Origin of the sequence: Stenotrophomonas sp. (genome assembly GCF_032103445.1) — a bacterium.
In the GTDB taxonomy this organism is placed as follows: Bacteria; Pseudomonadota; Gammaproteobacteria; order Xanthomonadales; family Xanthomonadaceae; genus Stenotrophomonas.
Genome location: NZ_DAMDFR010000032.1, coordinates 19696 through 37067, shown reverse-complemented (window position 1 = coordinate 37067; position 17372 = coordinate 19696). Strand labels below are relative to the sequence as shown.

The window sequence follows — 17372 nt, the reverse complement described above, 5'->3', positions numbered from 1 at the left end:
AAGTGCACCATTCAGACGATTCGAGATAAGCAGCCATGGCCAAGGGTAAGTTCGAGCGCACCAAGCCGCACGTCAACGTCGGCACCATCGGTCACGTCGACCACGGCAAGACCACGCTGACCGCCGCACTGACCAAGATCGGTGCCGAGCGCTTCGGTGGCGAGTTCAAGGATTACTCCGCGATCGACGCCGCGCCGGAAGAAAAGGCACGTGGCATCACGATCTCGACCGCGCACGTCGAATACGAATCCCCGACCCGTCACTACGCCCACGTTGACTGCCCGGGCCACGCTGACTACGTCAAGAACATGATCACCGGTGCTGCCCAGATGGACGGCGCGATTCTGGTGTGCTCGGCCGCTGACGGCCCGATGCCGCAGACCCGCGAACACATCCTGCTGTCGCGTCAGGTCGGCGTGCCGTACATCGTGGTCTTCCTGAACAAGGCTGACATGGTCGACGACGCCGAGCTGCTCGAGCTGGTCGAAATGGAAGTGCGTGAACTGCTGAGCAAGTACGACTTCCCGGGCGACGACACCCCGATCATCTCCGGTTCGGCCCGTCTGGCGCTGGAAGGCGACCAGAGCGACATCGGCGTGCCGGCCGTGATCAAGCTGGTTGAAGCGCTGGATTCCTGGATTCCGGAACCGGAACGCGACATCGACAAGCCGTTCCTGATGCCGGTGGAAGACGTGTTCTCGATCTCGGGCCGCGGCACCGTGGTGACCGGTCGTATCGAGCGCGGCATCATCAAGGTCGGCGACGAAATCGAAATCGTCGGTATCCGTCCGGTCCAGAAGACCACCGTCACCGGCGTGGAAATGTTCCGCAAGCTGCTGGACCAGGGTCAGGCAGGTGACAACGCCGGTCTGCTGCTGCGCGGCACCAAGCGTGACGACGTCGAGCGTGGCCAGGTGCTGTCCAAGCCGGGTTCGATCAAGCCGCACACCAAGTTCGACGCCGAAGTGTACGTGCTGTCGAAGGACGAAGGCGGCCGTCACACCCCGTTCTTCAAGGGCTACCGCCCGCAGTTCTACTTCCGTACCACCGACATCACCGGTGCGGTTGAGCTGCCGGAAGGCGTGGAAATGGTCATGCCGGGCGACAACATCAAGATGGTCGTCACCCTGATCAACCCGGTCGCCATGGACGAAGGTCTGCGCTTCGCAATCCGCGAAGGTGGCCGTACCGTCGGTGCCGGCGTGGTCTCCAAGATCATCGAGTAATACAGTACGAACCGGCGGCAGCACAGCGCTGCCGGTCTCGCGAACGGCGGGCCGGGAACCTCGGTCCGCCTTCGCCGTCTAAGGGAAGGGTGTTTTTCAACGTACGCCAGTAGCTCAATTGGCAGAGCAGCGGTCTCCAAAACCGCAGGTTGGGGGTTCGAGTCCCTCCTGGCGTGCCACTTTCTCCTTCCAGCGGCCATGCCGCCACAGCAGCCAGAGCCGGATGAACAGCAAGATCGAGCATTCCAAGGACACCGCCGCTTCCGGTGGTGACATTGTCAAATACGCCGCCGCAGTGCTCCTGGCATTGGCGGGTCTTTTTGCTTGGTTCTGGTTCGGTGCGCCCGAAAACGCCACGCAGAATGCATGGTCCGGTCCGCTGCGCGGCCTGGGTGTGATTGTCGGCCTGCTGGCCGGCCTGGGCGTGTTCATGCTGACCGCCAAGGGTCGCGACACCCGTGAGTTCCTGTCCGAATCGCGCTTCGAGCTGCGCAAGGTGGTCTGGCCGACCCGCCAGGAAGCCATCCGCATGACCTGGGTGGTGATGGTGGTGGTGACCATCCTGAGTCTGCTGCTGGGCGGTTTCGATTACCTGATTCAGCTGGCGACCCAGTGGTTCCTGGGCCGATAAGGAGAAACCTGTGAAGCGTTGGTATGTGGTTCACGCCTATTCAGGCTTCGAAAAGTCCGTAGCGCAGGCGCTGCGTGATCGCATCGTCACCCATGAGAAGCAGGACCTGTTCGGCGACGTTCTGGTTCCGACCGAAGAAGTCGTTGAAATGCGTTCCGGCCAGAAGCGCCGGTCCGAGCGCAAGTTCTTCCCGGGTTACGTGCTGGTCCAGATCGAGACCCGCGACGAAAACGGCATTCCGCGCATCGACAACGAAAGCTGGCATCTGGTCAAGGAAACCTCCAAGGTCCTGGGCTTCATCGGTGGTACGGCTGACCGTCCACTGCCGATTTCCGACGCCGAGGCGGACACCATCCTGAATCGCGTTCAGGAAGGTGTCGAGAAGCCGCGTCCGAAGGTTCTGTTCCAGCCGGGTGAGATGGTCCGCGTCACCGAAGGTCCGTTCAATGACTTCAATGGCGTCGTCGACGAGGTCAACTACGAGAAGAGCCGCATTCGCGTGTCGGTGCTGATCTTCGGTCGCGCCACCCCGGTCGAGCTCGAGTTCAGCCAGGTCGAAAAGCAGGTCGGCTGACCGCTGCGCCCAACCCGGGCGATGTTGTAGCGACGGGCCATGCCCGTCGACGGGGTTGCCCCATTCAGGCAGACCTCTCAAAACCTGTTATCATGCGCGGCTTCCTGTCAGGAAGCTGACAAAAGCAAGGGCCGCCGCAAGGTGGCCTTCTGCGTGAATTCAAAACGCGATGCCGGGACGCGACATTCCCGGTCCGATGGGGAGCCTGTTGTCGCAAGGCGCTAGCACCCGGAGAGCACTCAAATGGCAAAGAAAGTTGTCGGTTACATCAAGCTGCAGGTGAAGGCCGGTCAGGCCAACCCCTCGCCGCCGGTCGGTCCTGCGCTGGGTCAGCGTGGTCTGAACATCATGGAATTCTGCAAGGCCTTCAATGCCGCCACGCAGAAGCTTGAGCCGGGTCTGCCGGTTCCGGTGATCATCACGGCCTATTCGGACCGTACGTTCACCTTCATCACCAAGAGCACCCCGGCCACCACCCTGCTGAAGAAGGCTGCCGGCATCTCGTCGGGCTCCAAGAAGCCGAACACCGACAAGGTGGGCAAGGTGACCCGCAAGCAGCTGGAAGAAATCGCCAAGGCGAAGGAACCGGATCTGACTGCCGCCGACCTGGACGCCGCCGTGCGTACGATCGCTGGCTCTGCCCGTTCCATGGGCCTCGTGGTGGAGGGTTAAGAAGATGGCACAGACCAAGCGTGAGAAGGCCATCAAGGCCGCAGTCGTTCCGGGCAAGTCCTACGGCTTCGAAGAAGCGATCAGCATTCTGAAGTCCGCCACCAAGGCCAAGTTCGTCGAGTCGATCGACGTCGCCGTGCGCCTGGGCGTGGACGCCAAGAAGTCCGACCAGCAGGTCCGCGGTTCCACCGTGCTGCCGGCCGGTACCGGCAAGTCGGTCCGCGTCGCCGTGTTCGCTCCGGCCGGTGCCAAGGCTGACGAAGCCCTGGCCGCTGGCGCAGAAGCCGTCGGTATGGACGACCTGGCCGAGAAGATGCAGGCCGGCGATCTGAACTACGACGTCGTCATCGCTACCCCGGACGCCATGCGCGTTGTCGGTAAGCTGGGCACCGTGCTGGGCCCGCGCGGCCTGATGCCGAACCCGAAGGTCGGCACCGTTTCGGCCAACCCGGGCGAAGCCGTGAAGAACGCCAAGTCGGGTCAGGTCCGTTACCGCACCGACAAGGCCGGCATCATCCACTGCACCATCGGCAAGGCCGACTTCGCCGAAGACGCGCTGAAGTCGAACCTGACCGCGCTGCTGCTGGACCTGATCAAGGCCAAGCCGGCTACCTCGAAGGGCACCTACCTGCAGAAGGTTTCGGTCAGCTCGACGATGGGCCCGGGCGTCACCGTCGACCAGTCGTCGCTGACCCTGAAGTAAGTGTTTGAAGCGGACACGGGCCCTCGGGTCCGTGTTCGTGACATTTGAAGGCATCGGATCGGGGTCCGCCCCGTGAAGACAGCCGTCAAAGACCGCAGGCGCGGTGCATGCACCGCTTAATCGGTTCCCCCGGGAATCAACCTGCGTAGATGGTGCCCTTCTGGAGTTTTTCTGGTTTACGCACGTCTGGGGTTACCCAGGTTGGCCATCCAGGTCTAGAACGGCCCACCCTTGGAGCATCAATCCGATGCTCCCGGCATCCAGGACGGAGGCCGCCCAGGACCGCACACGGCAGGAGCCGTAAGCGGAGTTCAATTGGAGGAGTGCAATGGCTCTCAATCTGTCCCAGAAGCAAGAAGTAGTCGCCGAGGTCGCGGAAGTCGCTGCCAAGGCTCACTCCTTGATCGCAGCCCACTACGCCGGCACCACGGTCGCGCAGATCACCAAGATGCGCGAACAGGCCCGCAAGGAAGGCGTGTTCTTGAAGGTTGTCAAGAACACCCTGGCCGAGCGTGCGGTGAAGGGTACTGAATTCGAAGCTGCAGCGGCCAAGTTCACCGGCCCGATGCTGTTCGCGTTCTCGCTCGACGAGCCCGGCGCTGCCGGTCGCGTCATCAAGGAAGCCACCAAGGGTAACGACAAGCTGCAGCCGCAGCTGGTTGTCATCGGTGGCGAAGTGTTCCCGGCAAGCCACGTTGACGTGCTGGCTTCGCTGCCGACCCGCGATCAGGCCCTGGCCATGCTGGCCCGCGTCCTGACCGAGCCGGTGACGATGTTCGCCCGCGCTGTCAAGGCCGTTGGCGAGAAGCAGGACGGTGGCGCTGTCGCCGCCGAGCCGGTCGCCGAAACCGCCTGATTCGCTTGTTACGTGGTTCCTGACGGAACCTAACCCAGAAAAATCATCCAAAGGTAATCAAAATGTCCCTTACCAACGAACAGATCGTCGACGCCATCGCCGAAAAGTCCCTGATGGAAGTGATGGAGCTGGTCAAGGCCATCGAAGAGAAGTTCGGCGTCTCCGCCGCTGCTCCGGTCGCCGTTGCCGCTGCCGGCCCGGCCGCTGCTGTTGAAGAGCAGACCGAATTCACCGTCACCCTGAAGAGCGCCGGCGACAAGAAGGTCGACGTGATCAAGGCCGTCCGCGCCATCACCGGCCTGGGCCTGAAGGAAGCCAAGGACCTGACCGAAGCCGGTGGCGTCCTGAAGGAAAACGTGTCGAAGGAAGAAGCCGAAAAGGCCAAGAAGGACCTGGAAGCTGCTGGCGCGACTGTCGAAGTCAAGTAAGCAGTTCCTTGCGTCGCCATCGAATCACGGCGATGCAGCCAAGGCTGGGGGCGTAAGCCCCCGGCCTTTGGTCGTTGTTGCAACACCAAGCCCAACACGGGCTGCCGTCCTGCTCCGTCACGGCCGCGCCAAGCGCGCCAGCGGGGTAGGGGATGCAGACGAGTTGGCAGTTGGAAGTAGCAGGAGAAGGCGTGCTGGTGCCGGCAATACCAGCGACTTCCAACTGACAATTTAAATGTTCCCTTCGGGTCGTACCCTCAGGTACGGCCCGCACAGCCAAGGTGAGACCTCATGACGTCCTATTCGTTCACCGAAAAGAAGCGTATCCGCAAGGACTTCGGCAAGCAGCGCTCGATTCTCGAAGTGCCGTTCCTGCTGGCCATCCAGGTGGATTCCTACCGCGAGTTCCTGCAGGAGAACATCGATCCGGCCAAGCGCCGTGATCTGGGCCTGCACGCCGCCCTCAAGTCGGTCTTCCCGATCGCCAGCTACAGCGGCAACGCCGCGCTGGAATACGTCGGCTACAAGCTGGGCGAACCGGTCTTCGACGAACGCGAATGCCGCCAGCGCGGCATGAGCTACGGCGCGCCGCTGCGCGTGACCGTGCGCCTGGTGATCTACGACCGCGAGTCGTCGACCAAGGCCATCAAGTACGTGAAGGAGCAGGAGGTCTATCTGGGCGAAATCCCGCTGATGACCGACAACGGCACCTTCATCGTCAACGGCACCGAGCGCGTCATCGTCTCGCAGCTGCACCGCTCGCCGGGTGTGTTCTTCGACCACGACCGTGGCAAGACCCACAGCTCGGGCAAGCTGCTGTACAGCGCCCGCATCATTCCTTACCGCGGCTCCTGGCTGGACTTCGAGTTCGACCCGAAGGACGCCCTGTTCACCCGTATCGACCGTCGCCGCAAGCTGCCGGTGTCGATCCTGCTGCGCGCCCTGGGCTACAGCAACGAAGAAATGCTCGCGCAGTTCTTCGAGATCAACACCTTCCACATCAATCCGGACGAAGGCGTGCAGCTGGAGCTGGTCGCCGAGCGCCTGCGCGGTGAAACCCTGAACTTCGACCTGGCTGACGGCGACAAGGTCATCGTGGAAGCCGGCAAGCGCATCACCGCGCGCCACGTCAAGCAGCTGGAAGCCTCGGGCATTGCCGCCCTGGCCGTGCCGGACGACTACATCGTCGGCCGCATCCTGTCGCACGACGTGGTCGACGCCACCACCGGCGAACTGCTGGCCCAGGCCAACGACGAAATCACCGACGAGCAGCTGCAGGCCTTCCGCAAGGCCGGCGTGGATGCCGTGGGCACCCTGTGGGTGAACGATCTGGATCGTGGTCCGTACCTGTCCAACACCCTGCGCATCGACCCGACCAAGACCCAGCTCGAAGCGCTGGTCGAAATCTATCGCATGATGCGTCCGGGCGAGCCGCCGACCAAGGACGCCGCGCAGAACCTGTTCCACAACCTGTTCTTCACCTTCGAGCGCTATGACCTGTCCACGGTCGGCCGCATGAAGTTCAACCGTCGTGTCGGCCGCAAGGAAGTCACCGGCGAAGCCGTGCTGTATGACAGCAAGTACTTCGGCGAGCGCAACGACGAAGAATCCAAGCGCCTGGTCGCCGAGCACGGCGACAGCTCCGACATCCTGGACGTGATCAAGGTCCTGACCGAGATCCGCAACGGTCGCGGCGTGGTCGATGACATCGATCACCTGGGCAACCGTCGCGTGCGTTCGGTCGGCGAAATGGCCGAGAACGTGTTCCGCGTCGGCCTGGTCCGCGTCGAGCGCGCGGTCAAGGAGCGCCTGTCGATGGCCGAATCGGAAGGCCTGACCCCGCAGGAGCTGATCAACGCCAAGCCGGTCGCCGCTGCCATCAAGGAATTCTTCGGTTCCTCGCAGCTGTCGCAGTTCATGGACCAGAACAACCCGCTGTCGGAAGTCACGCACAAGCGTCGCGTCTCGGCCCTGGGCCCGGGCGGCCTGACCCGCGAGCGCGCCGGCTTCGAAGTGCGCGACGTGCACCCGACCCATTACGGCCGCGTCTGCACCATCGAAACCCCGGAAGGCCCGAACATCGGCCTGATCAACTCGCTGGCCGTGTACGCCCGCACCAACCAGTACGGTTTCCTTGAAACCCCGTACCGCAAGGTCGTGGACGGCAAGGTCTCCGACGAGATCGAGTTCCTGTCGGCCATCGAAGAAAACGAGTACGTCATCGCCCAGGCCAACGCCCTGACCGATGCCAACAGCGTGCTGACCGAGCAGTTCGTGCCGTGCCGCTTCCAGGGCGAATCGCTGCTGAAGCCGCCGGCGGAAGTCCACTTCATGGACGTCTCGCCGATGCAGACCGTCTCCATCGCAGCGGCGCTGGTGCCGTTCCTGGAGCACGATGACGCCAACCGAGCACTGATGGGCGCGAACATGCAGCGTCAGGCCGTGCCGACCCTGCGCGCACAGAAGCCGCTGGTGGGTACCGGTATCGAACGCGCCGTGGCACGTGACTCCGGTGTGACCGTGAACGCCCGTCGTGGTGGCGAGATCGTGCAGATCGATGCCGGCCGCATCGTGGTCAAGGTCAATGAGGACGAGATCACCGACGCCAGCGATGCCGGCGTGGATATCTACAACCTGATCAAGTACACCCGCTCCAACCAGAACACCTGCATCAACCAGCGTCCGCTGGTGGAAGTGGGCAACGTGGTGGCGCGCGGCGACGTGCTGGCTGACGGTCCGTCCACCGACATCGGCGAACTGGCCCTGGGCCAGAACATGCTGATCGCGTTCATGCCGTGGAACGGCTACAACTTCGAAGACTCCATCCTGCTCTCCGAGCGCGTGGTGGAAGAAGATCGTTACACCACGATCCACATCGAAGAGCTGACCTGCGTCGCGCGTGACACCAAGCTGGGGCCGGAAGAAATCTCCGCCGACATCCCGAACGTGTCCGAGCAGGCGCTGAACCGCCTGGACGAATCCGGCGTGGTGTACATCGGTGCCGAAGTGCGCGCCGGCGACATCATGGTCGGCAAGGTCACGCCGAAGGGCGAAAGCCAGCTGACCCCGGAAGAGAAGCTGCTGCGCGCGATCTTCGGCGAGAAGGCCTCGGACGTGAAGGACAGCTCGCTGCGCGTGCCGCCGGGCATGGACGGCACCGTCATCGACGTGCAGGTCTTCACCCGCGACGGCATCGAGAAGGACAAGCGTGCGCGCCAGATCGAGGAAAACGAGATCAAGCGCGTCAAGAAGGACTTCGACGACCAGTTCCGCATCCTGGAAGCCGCCATCTACGCCCGTCTGCGTTCGCAGATCGTCGGCAAGGTGGTCAACGGTGGCGTCAACCTGAAGAAGGGTGACACCATCTCCGACGCTTACCTGGACGGCCTGAAGAAGGCTGACTGGTTCGCGCTGCGCATGAAGGACGAGGACGCTTCGGAAGCCATCGAACGCGCCCAGAAGCAGATCCAGGCGCACGAGAAGGAATTCGAGCGTCGCTTCGCCGACAAGCGCGGCAAGATCACCGCGGGCGACGACCTGGCTCCGGGCGTGCTGAAGATGGTCAAGGTGTTCCTGGCCGTGAAGCGTCGCATCCAGCCGGGTGACAAGATGGCGGGCCGCCACGGCAACAAGGGTGTGGTGTCCAACGTGGTGCCGGTCGAGGACATGCCGTACATGGCCTCGGGCGAAACCGTGGACATCGTGCTGAACCCGCTGGGCGTGCCGTCGCGTATGAACATCGGCCAGATTCTGGAAGTGCACCTGGGCTGGGCAGCCAAGGGCCTGGGTCGCAAGATCCAGCGCATGCTGGAAGCCCAGTCGGCACTGAACGACCTGCGCAAGTTCCTCGACGACATCTACAACCACGACAAGACCCAGCATGCCAACCAGGTGGATCTGTCGCAGTTCAGCGATGAAGAGCTGCTGCGTCTGGCCCAGAACCTGACCGACGGCGTGCCGATGGCCACCCCGGTGTTCGACGGTGCCACCGAAGCGGAAATCAAGCGCATGCTGGAACTGGCCGACCTGCCGAGCAGCGGTCAGACCCAGCTGTACGACGGCCGCACCGGTGAAGCCTTCGACCGTCACACCACGGTCGGCTACATGCACTACCTGAAGCTGAACCACCTGGTCGACGACAAGATGCACGCGCGTTCGACCGGTCCGTACTCGCTCGTCACCCAGCAGCCGCTGGGCGGCAAGGCGCAGTTCGGTGGCCAGCGCTTCGGTGAAATGGAAGTCTGGGCGCTGGAAGCCTACGGCGCGGCCTACACCCTGCAGGAAATGCTGACGGTGAAGTCCGATGACGTGCAGGGCCGCAACCAGATGTACAAGAACATCGTCGACGGTGAGCACGAGATGGTCGCGGGCATGCCGGAATCCTTCAACGTGCTCGTGAAGGAAATCCGCTCGCTGGCCATCAACATGGAACTGGAAGACAACTGATCGTGCAGGCGCGGCTGCCCCGGCAGCCGCGCCGCCGGAAAGTGATCGCACAGCCCATCGACAAAGATTTCCTCCTTTCGGAGAAACACCATGAAAGACCTGCTCAACCTCTTCAACCAGCAGCGCCAGACGCTGGACTTCGACGCGATCAAGATCGCGCTGGCCTCGCCGGACCTGATCCGTTCGTGGTCCTTCGGCGAAGTGAAGAAGCCGGAAACCATCAACTACCGTACCTTCAAGCCGGAGCGTGACGGCCTGTTCTGCGCCGCCATCTTCGGACCGGTCAAGGACTACGAGTGCCTGTGCGGCAAGTACAAGCGCATGAAGCACCGCGGCGTGGTCTGCGAAAAGTGCGGCACCGAAGTGACCCTGGCCAAGGTGCGCCGTGAGCGCATGGGCCACATCGACCTGGCCTCGCCGGTCGCGCACATCTGGTTCCTCAAGTCGCTGCCGTCGCGCATCGGCCTGATGCTGGACATGACCCTGCGTGACATCGAGCGCGTGCTGTACTTCGAAGCCTACGTGGTGACCGAGCCGGGCCTGACCGCCCTGGAACGCCGCCAGCTGCTGACCGAAGAACAGTACCTGCAGGCACGCCAGGAGCACGGCGACGACTTCGACGCCGCCATGGGCGCCGAAGCCGTGTACGAACTGCTGCGCACCATCGACCTGCAGTCGGAAATGACCCGTCTGCGCGAAGAAATCGCCAGCACCGGTTCGGAAACCAAGCTCAAGCGCCTCACCAAGCGCATCAAGCTGGTCGAAGCCTTCCTGGAATCGGGCAACCGTCCGGAATGGATGGTCATGACCGTGCTGCCGGTGCTGCCGCCGGACCTGCGTCCGCTGGTTCCGCTGGACGGCGGCCGTTTCGCGACCTCCGACCTGAACGACCTGTACCGCCGCGTCATCAACCGTAACAACCGCCTGCGCCGCCTGCTCGAGCTGAACGCGCCGGACATCATCGTGCGCAATGAAAAGCGCATGCTGCAGGAATCGGTCGATGCGCTGCTGGACAACGGCCGTCGCGGCCGTGCCATCACCGGCACCAACAAGCGCCCGCTGAAGTCGCTGGCCGACATGATCAAGGGCAAGCAGGGTCGCTTCCGTCAGAACCTGCTGGGCAAGCGCGTCGACTACTCGGGCCGTTCGGTCATCGTGGTCGGTCCGTACCTGCGCCTGCACCAGTGCGGCCTGCCGAAGAAGATGGCGCTGGAACTGTTCAAGCCGTTCGTGTTCGCCAAGCTGCAGCGTCGTGGCCTGGCCACCACCATCAAGGCCGCCAAGAAGCTGGTCGAGCGCGAAGAAGCGGAAGTCTGGGACATCCTGGAAGAAGTCATCCGCGAACACCCGGTCATGCTGAACCGTGCGCCGACCCTGCACCGTCTGGGCATCCAGGCGTTCGAGCCGGTGCTGATCGAAGGCAAGGCCATCCAGCTGCACCCGCTGGTGTGTACTGCGTTCAACGCCGACTTCGACGGTGACCAGATGGCCGTCCACGTGCCGCTCTCGCTGGAAGCCCAGCTGGAAGCGCGTGCGCTGATGATGTCGACCAACAACATCCTGTCGCCGGCCAACGGCGAGCCGATCATCGTGCCGTCGCAGGACGTGGTGCTGGGTCTGTACTACATGACCCGCGCCCTGGAAAACAAGAAGGGCGAGGGCATGGCCTTCGCCAACATCGCCGAAGTGAAGCGTGCCTATGACAACCGCGTGGTGGAACTGCACGCCAAGGTCAAGGTCCGCATCACCGAAGTGGTGACCGACGAGGAAGGCAATAAGCAGAACAAGACCTCGATCGTGGACACCACGATCGGTCGCGCCCTGCTGGCTGAAATCCTGCCGGAAGGCCTGCCGTTCGCGCTGGCCAACGTCGAGCTGACCAAGAAGAACATCTCGCGCCTGATCAACTCCAGCTACCGTCAGCTGGGCTTGAAGGACACGGTCGTGTTCGCCGACAAGCTGATGTACACCGGCTTCGCCTACGCAACCCGCGCCGGCGTGTCGATCGGTATCGACGACATGCTGATCCCGGACGAAAAGCGCGGCATCCTCACCGAGGCCGAAGCCGAAGTGCTGGAAATCCAGGAACAGTACCAGTCGGGTCTGGTCACCGCCGGCGAGCGCTACAACAAGGTGGTCGACATCTGGTCGCGCACCAACGAGCGCATCGCCAAGGCGATGATGGACACCATCGGTACCGAGAAGGTCGTCAATGCCAAGGGTGAGACCATCGACCAGAAGTCGATGAACTCGCTGTACATCATGGCCGACTCCGGTGCGCGTGGTTCGCAGGCGCAGATCCGTCAGCTGGCCGGCATGCGTGGCCTGATGGCCCGCCCGGACGGCTCGATCATCGAAACGCCGATCAAGGCGAACTTCCGTGAAGGCCTGAACGTGCAGGAGTACTTCAACTCCACCCACGGTGCCCGTAAGGGTCTGGCCGATACCGCGCTGAAGACCGCGAACTCGGGTTACCTGACCCGTCGTCTGGTCGACGTGGCGCAGGACGTGGTCATCACTGAAGTGGATTGCGGTACCACCGAAGGCCTGACCATGACCCCGATCGTGGAAGGCGGCGACGTCGTCGAGCCGTTGAAGGACCGCGTGCTGGGTCGTGTCGTGGCCGAGGACGTGTTCCTGCCGGGCAACGACGAAGATCCGATCGTGACCCGCAACACCCTGCTGGACGAACAGTGGGTGGCCAAGCTGGAAGACGCCGGCGTGCAGTCGGTGAAGGTCCGCTCGACCATCAGCTGCGAATCCGCATTCGGCGTGTGCTCCAACTGCTACGGCCGCGACCTGGCCCGTGGTCACCTGGTCAACATCGGTGAAGCGGTCGGCGTCATCGCCGCCCAGTCGATCGGTGAGCCGGGTACCCAGCTGACCATGCGTACCTTCCACATCGGTGGTGCCGCATCGCGTGCGGCTGCCGTGGACAACATCACGGTCAAGACCACCGGTTCGGTGAAGTTCAACAACCTGAAGTCGGTCGAGCACGCCAACGGTTCGCTGGTGGCGGTCTCGCGTTCGGGCGAAATCTCGGTGCTCGACGCCCACGGCCGTGAGCGTGAGCGTTACAAGCTGCCCTACGGTGCCACCATCACCTCCAAGGACGCCGAGGCGGTCAAGGCTGGCCAGACCGTGGCCAACTGGGATCCGCATAACCACCCGATCGTGTCCGAAGTGGCTGGTTTCATCCGCTTCATCGACTTCATCGACGGCGTCACCGTCATCGAGAAGACCGACGAACTGACCGGCCTGGCCTCGCGTGAAATCACCGATCCGAAGCGTCGCGGTTCGCAGGCGAAGGATCTGCGTCCGATCGTGCGCATCGTCGATGCCAAGGGCAACGACCTGAGCATTCCGGGCACCGACCTGCCGGCGCAGTACCTGCTGCCGCCGCGCTCGATCGTCAACCTGCAGGACGGCGCACCCGTCGGCGTGGGTGACGTGGTGGCCAAGATCCCGCAGGAAGCGTCCAAGACCCGTGACATCACCGGTGGTCTGCCGCGCGTGGCCGACCTGTTCGAAGCACGCAAGCCGAAGGACCCGGCGATCCTGGCCGAGCGTTCGGGCATCATCAGCTTCGGCAAGGACACCAAGGGCAAGCAGCGCCTGATCATCAAGGACACTGATGGTTCGGAGCACGAAGAACTGATTCCGAAGTACCGTCAGGTCATCGTGTTCGAAGGTGAGCACGTGACCAAGGGCGAAACCATCGTGGACGGCGAACCGAGCCCGCAGGACATCCTGCGTCTGCTGGGCGTCGAGCCGCTGGCCGCCTACCTGGTCAAGGAAATCCAGGACGTGTACCGCCTGCAGGGCGTGAAGATCAACGACAAGCACATCGAGGTGATCACCCGCCAGATGCTGCGCAAGGTTGAAATCACCGATCAGGGCAGCAGCAAGTTCCTGAATGGCGAGCAGGCCGAGCGCCAGCGTGTCATCGAGGAAAATGCCCGTCTGTCGGCCCGCAACGAGCTGATCGCCCGTTTCGATCCGGTCCTGCTGGGTATCACCAAGGCCTCGCTGGCCACCGAGTCGTTCATTTCGGCGGCGTCGTTCCAGGAAACCACCCGCGTGCTGACCGAAGCCGCCGTCCGCGGCACCTCGGACAACCTGCGCGGCCTGAAGGAAAACGTCATCGTCGGCCGTCTGATTCCGGCCGGTACCGGTCTTGCGTACCACGCCCAGCGTCGTCGCAACGCCACCGGTCTGACCGAATCGGAGCTGCAGACCCTGGCCGGCACCCCGGCCGTGGCCGAAGCCCCGGTCGTGGAAGCCACCCCGGAAGTGGACTCCTCCGAAGACTGATGTAGAGCCGGGCTTGCCCGGCTGCTCCAAGGCCGGGCTTGCCCGGCTGCTTTTCACGGAACCCTGCCCAGCTGAACCGGGCAGGGCACCGCACCCGGCGGCAGCCGCTGGATTAACTGCCGCCGATGCTGTAGGATGCCCGCCGGTCCTCGAAAGGGGGCTGGTAGACACCCTGAACGGGGGACAAGGAAGCCAAGGTGCCCCAGTAACGGCCCAGGATCAGGGCTGGCCTTCCGTGCGCGCGGTTGACCGTGTTTTCGGGGGGTTGCTACAATCGTCTGTCTCGGCAGGTCCGTTTTCTGGGCCTGCTTGCACATTTCCGCACTCCTGGCCGTTTTTTCCCTCGGCCACTCTCAGAAGAACATACTGATGGCGACGATCAATCAGCTTGTCCGCAAGCCGCGGCAGGCAACCACTTACAAGAGTGCCTCGCCGGCACTTGATAAGTGCCCGCAGCGCCGTGGCGTCTGCACCCGCGTGTACACCACCACCCCGAAGAAGCCGAACTCGGCCCTCCGCAAGGTTGCCAAGGTCCGCCTGACCAACCAGGAAGAGGTCATCAGCTACATCGGTGGCGAAGGCCACAACCTGCAGGAGCACTCCGTGGTCCTGATCCGCGGCGGTCGCGTCAAGGACCTGCCGGGTGTGCGTTACCACACCGTTCGTGGTTCGCTCGATGCCTCGGGCGTCGCCAAGCGCCGCCAGGCCCGTTCCAAGTACGGCGCCAAGCGTCCGAAGAGCTAAGGGAAAGTACACATGTCTCGTAAAGGTAATACGCCGCAGCGTTCGGTCCTGCCCGATCCCAAGCACGGGAGCGAAACCATTGCCCGCTTCATCAACATGGTGATGCTGAGCGGCAAGAAGTCCGTTGCTGAAAAGATCGTCTATGGCGCAATGGACGTCATCGCCGAAAAGAACCCGAACTCCATCGAGCTGGTGCAGAAGGCTCTGGACAACGTGGCTCCGTCGGTCGAAGTGAAGTCCCGCCGCGTCGGCGGTGCGACCTACCAGGTGCCGGTTGAAGTCCGTTCGTCGCGCAAGATGGCCCTGGCCATGCGCTGGCTGATCGACTCGGCCCGTAAGCGTGGTGAAAACACCATGCCGAAGAAGCTGGCGGCTGAACTGCTGGATGCCTCGGAAAACCGTGGCGGTGCCATCAAGAAGCGCGAAGAAACCCACCGCATGGCCGAAGCCAACAAGGCATTCGCCCACTACCGCTGGTGAGTTTGACGGCCTTGTAAAACAGGCATGGCAGTACCACCTCGGTACTGCCTTGCGACACCTGGGGTGTCGCGCCAATCCGAAGGCCGCCGCAAGGCGGCGTTCGGCCATCCGAAATCCACGAAATTTGAGAGGCTCCCGTGGCCCGCACTACTCCCATCGAGCGTTACCGCAACTTCGGCATCATGGCTCACATCGATGCCGGCAAGACCACCACGTCCGAACGCATCCTGTTCTACACCGGCAAGAGCCACAAGATCGGTGAAGTGCACGACGGCGCCGCCACCATGGACTGGATGGAGCAGGAGCAGGAGCGTGGCATCACGATCCAGTCCGCTGCCACCACCGCCTTCTGGCGCGGCATGGACAAGTCCCTGCCGGAACACCGCTTCAACATCATCGACACCCCCGGGCACGTTGACTTCACCATCGAAGTCGAACGCTCGCTGCGCGTGCTCGACGGTGCCGTGTTCGTGCTGTGCGCCGTCGGTGGCGTGCAGCCGCAGTCGGAAACCGTGTGGCGCCAGGCCAACCGTTACAAGGTGCCGCGCATCGCTTTCGTCAACAAGATGGACCGCACCGGTGCCAACTTCCAGAAGGTCGCCGCACAGCTGCGCGCCAAGCTGGGTGCCACCGCCGTTCCGATGCAGCTGCCGATCGGCGCCGAAGACAACTTCAAGGGCGTGATCGACCTGGTCAAGATGAAGGCCATCCACTGGGATGAAGCCAGCCAGGGCATGAAGTTCGAATACCTGGATATCCCGGCGGACCTGCAGGCCGAGGCTGAAGAAGCCCGTACCTACATGATCGAAGCCGCGGCTGAAGCCAGCGAAGACCTGATGGAAAAGTACCTGGGCGGCGAAGAGCTGGCCGAGTCCGAAATCATCAATGCGCTGCGTACCCGCACCCTGGCCACCGAAATCGTGCCGATGTACTGCGGTTCGGCGTTCAAGAACAAGGGCGTGCAGGCCATGCTGGACGGCGTGGTGCAGCTGCTGCCGTCGCCGATCGACGTGCCGGACGTGACCGGTACCGACGTTGACGACGAAACCAAGGAAATGAGCCGCAAGTCCGACGACAAGGCTCCGTTCTCGTCGCTGGCCTTCAAGATCATCACCGACCCGTTCGTGGGCGCGCTGACCTTCTTCCGCGTGTACTCGGGCACCCTGAATGCCGGCGACCAGGTGATGAACTCGGTCAAGGGCAAGAAGGAGCGCATCGGCCGCATCCTGCAGATGCACTCCAACGATCGCGAAGAGATCAAGGAAGTGCTGGCCGGTGACATCGCTGCTGCCGTGGGCCTGAAGGACACCACCACCGGCGACACCCTGTGCTCGCTGGATCACCCGATCATCCTGGAGCGCATGGTGTTCCCGGAGCCGGTGATCTCGATGGCGGTTGAGCCGAAGACCAAGTCGGACCAGGAAAAGATGGGCCTGGCCCTGGGCCGTCTGGCCCAGGAAGATCCGTCGTTCCGCGTCAAGACCGACGAAGAATCCGGCCAGACCATCATCTCGGGCATGGGCGAGCTGCACCTGGACATCATCGTTGACCGCATGAAGCGCGAGTTCAACGTGGAAGCCAACGTCGGCAAGCCGCAGGTGGCTTACCGCGAAACCATCCAGATGTCGGACGTGAAGTCGGACTACAAGCACGCCAAGCAGTCCGGTGGTAAGGGTCAGTACGGTCACGTCGTGATCGAACTGTCGCCGATCACCGCTGAAGACCGTGCTGATCCGAAGATCGCTCCGAACATCAAGGACGACTTCCTGTTCATCAACGACATCACCGGTGGCGTGATTCCGAAGGAATTCATCCCGTCGGTGGAAAAGGGTCTGCGCGAAACCATCACCAGCGGTCCGCTGGCTGGCTTCCCGGTGGTGGACGTCAAGGTCAAGCTGGTGTTCGGCTCGTACCACGACGTTGACTCGTCGGAAATGGCGTTCAAGCTGGCTTCGTCGATGGCCTTCAAGCAGGGCTTCGCCAAGGCCAAGCCGGTGCTGCTTGAGCCGATCATGAAGGTCGAAATCGTGACCCCGGAAGACTACCAGGGTGACGTGATGGGCGACGTCAGCCGCCGTCGTGGCGTACTGCAGGGTTCGAGCACCACCGGTGACGGTTCGGCCAGCATCATCAACGCGATGATCCCGCTGGGTGAAATGTTCGGTTACGCCACCTCGCTGCGTTCGCAGACCCAGGGTCGTGCCACCTTCACCATGGAATTCGACCACTACGAGCCGGCTCCGCAGAACATCGCCGACACCGTGATCAAGAAGGCCTGAGCGTAAGCTCGGGTCTTCC

General features: G+C 62.9%; 12 protein-coding genes and 1 tRNA gene. All 13 read left to right on the top strand.

Translation table 11 applies throughout. The annotated features are described in order from the left end of the window. Positions 1–35: 35 nt before the first annotated feature. The 13 genes from tuf to fusA all read left to right on the top strand — a co-directional run bounded on the left by tuf (position 36) and on the right by fusA (position 17353). The gene (tuf, locus tag RT551_RS12790) at positions 36–1226 is read left to right on the top strand and encodes an elongation factor Tu (RefSeq protein ID WP_125358594.1); all 1191 of its coding nucleotides are present in this window, start codon (positions 36–38) and stop codon (positions 1224–1226) included. Between the two features lie 103 nt (positions 1227–1329). Beyond that, positions 1330–1405: transfer RNA gene (locus RT551_RS12785), tRNA-Trp, on the top strand. Positions 1406–1449: 44 nt separating this feature from the next. Continuing rightward, entirely contained in the window at positions 1450–1857 is a 408-nt protein-coding gene (gene secE, locus RT551_RS12780) for a preprotein translocase subunit SecE (protein ID WP_313459222.1), read from the top strand. A 10-nt stretch (positions 1858–1867) separates the two neighbouring features. Beyond that, positions 1868–2431: a transcription termination/antitermination protein NusG gene (gene nusG / locus RT551_RS12775; protein WP_313459219.1), complete on the top strand. Its 564-nt coding sequence runs from the start codon at positions 1868–1870 to the stop codon at positions 2429–2431. 243 nt (positions 2432–2674) lie between these two features. After that, positions 2675–3103 carry a 50S ribosomal protein L11 gene (gene rplK, locus RT551_RS12770; protein WP_125358619.1) on the top strand — a complete coding sequence of 143 codons (429 nt, stop codon included), beginning with the start codon at positions 2675–2677 and terminating at the stop codon, positions 3101–3103. A gap of 4 nt (positions 3104–3107) precedes the next feature. Beyond that, complete coding sequence (gene rplA, locus RT551_RS12765) at positions 3108–3806, top strand: 50S ribosomal protein L1 (RefSeq protein WP_125358616.1); 699 nt, start codon at positions 3108–3110, stop codon at positions 3804–3806. Positions 3807–4134: 328 nt separating this feature from the next. Beyond that, on the top strand, positions 4135–4662 hold the full coding sequence (gene rplJ / locus RT551_RS12760) for a 50S ribosomal protein L10 (RefSeq protein WP_311190288.1): 528 nt from the start codon (positions 4135–4137) through the stop codon (positions 4660–4662). Between the two features lie 62 nt (positions 4663–4724). Further along, positions 4725–5090, top strand: a complete 366-nt coding sequence (gene rplL, locus RT551_RS12755) for a 50S ribosomal protein L7/L12 (protein ID WP_313459213.1) — start codon at positions 4725–4727, stop codon at positions 5088–5090. Between the two features lie 291 nt (positions 5091–5381). Next, on the top strand, positions 5382–9536 hold the full coding sequence (rpoB, locus tag RT551_RS12750) for a DNA-directed RNA polymerase subunit beta (RefSeq protein ID WP_313459211.1): 4155 nt from the start codon (positions 5382–5384) through the stop codon (positions 9534–9536). Positions 9537–9626: 90 nt separating this feature from the next. Further along, positions 9627–13850: a DNA-directed RNA polymerase subunit beta' gene (gene rpoC, locus RT551_RS12745; protein WP_313459209.1), complete on the top strand. Its 4224-nt coding sequence runs from the start codon at positions 9627–9629 to the stop codon at positions 13848–13850. 369 nt (positions 13851–14219) lie between these two features. Then, entirely contained in the window at positions 14220–14594 is a 375-nt protein-coding gene (rpsL, locus tag RT551_RS12740) for a 30S ribosomal protein S12 (protein ID WP_282298327.1), read from the top strand. A 12-nt stretch (positions 14595–14606) separates the two neighbouring features. After that, on the top strand, positions 14607–15074 hold the full coding sequence (gene rpsG, locus RT551_RS12735; RefSeq protein WP_125358599.1) for a 30S ribosomal protein S7: 468 nt from the start codon (positions 14607–14609) through the stop codon (positions 15072–15074). 137 nt (positions 15075–15211) lie between these two features. After that, complete coding sequence (gene fusA, locus RT551_RS12730) at positions 15212–17353, top strand: elongation factor G (RefSeq protein WP_313459206.1); 2142 nt, start codon at positions 15212–15214, stop codon at positions 17351–17353. The last annotated feature ends 19 nt before the right edge of the window (positions 17354–17372 follow it).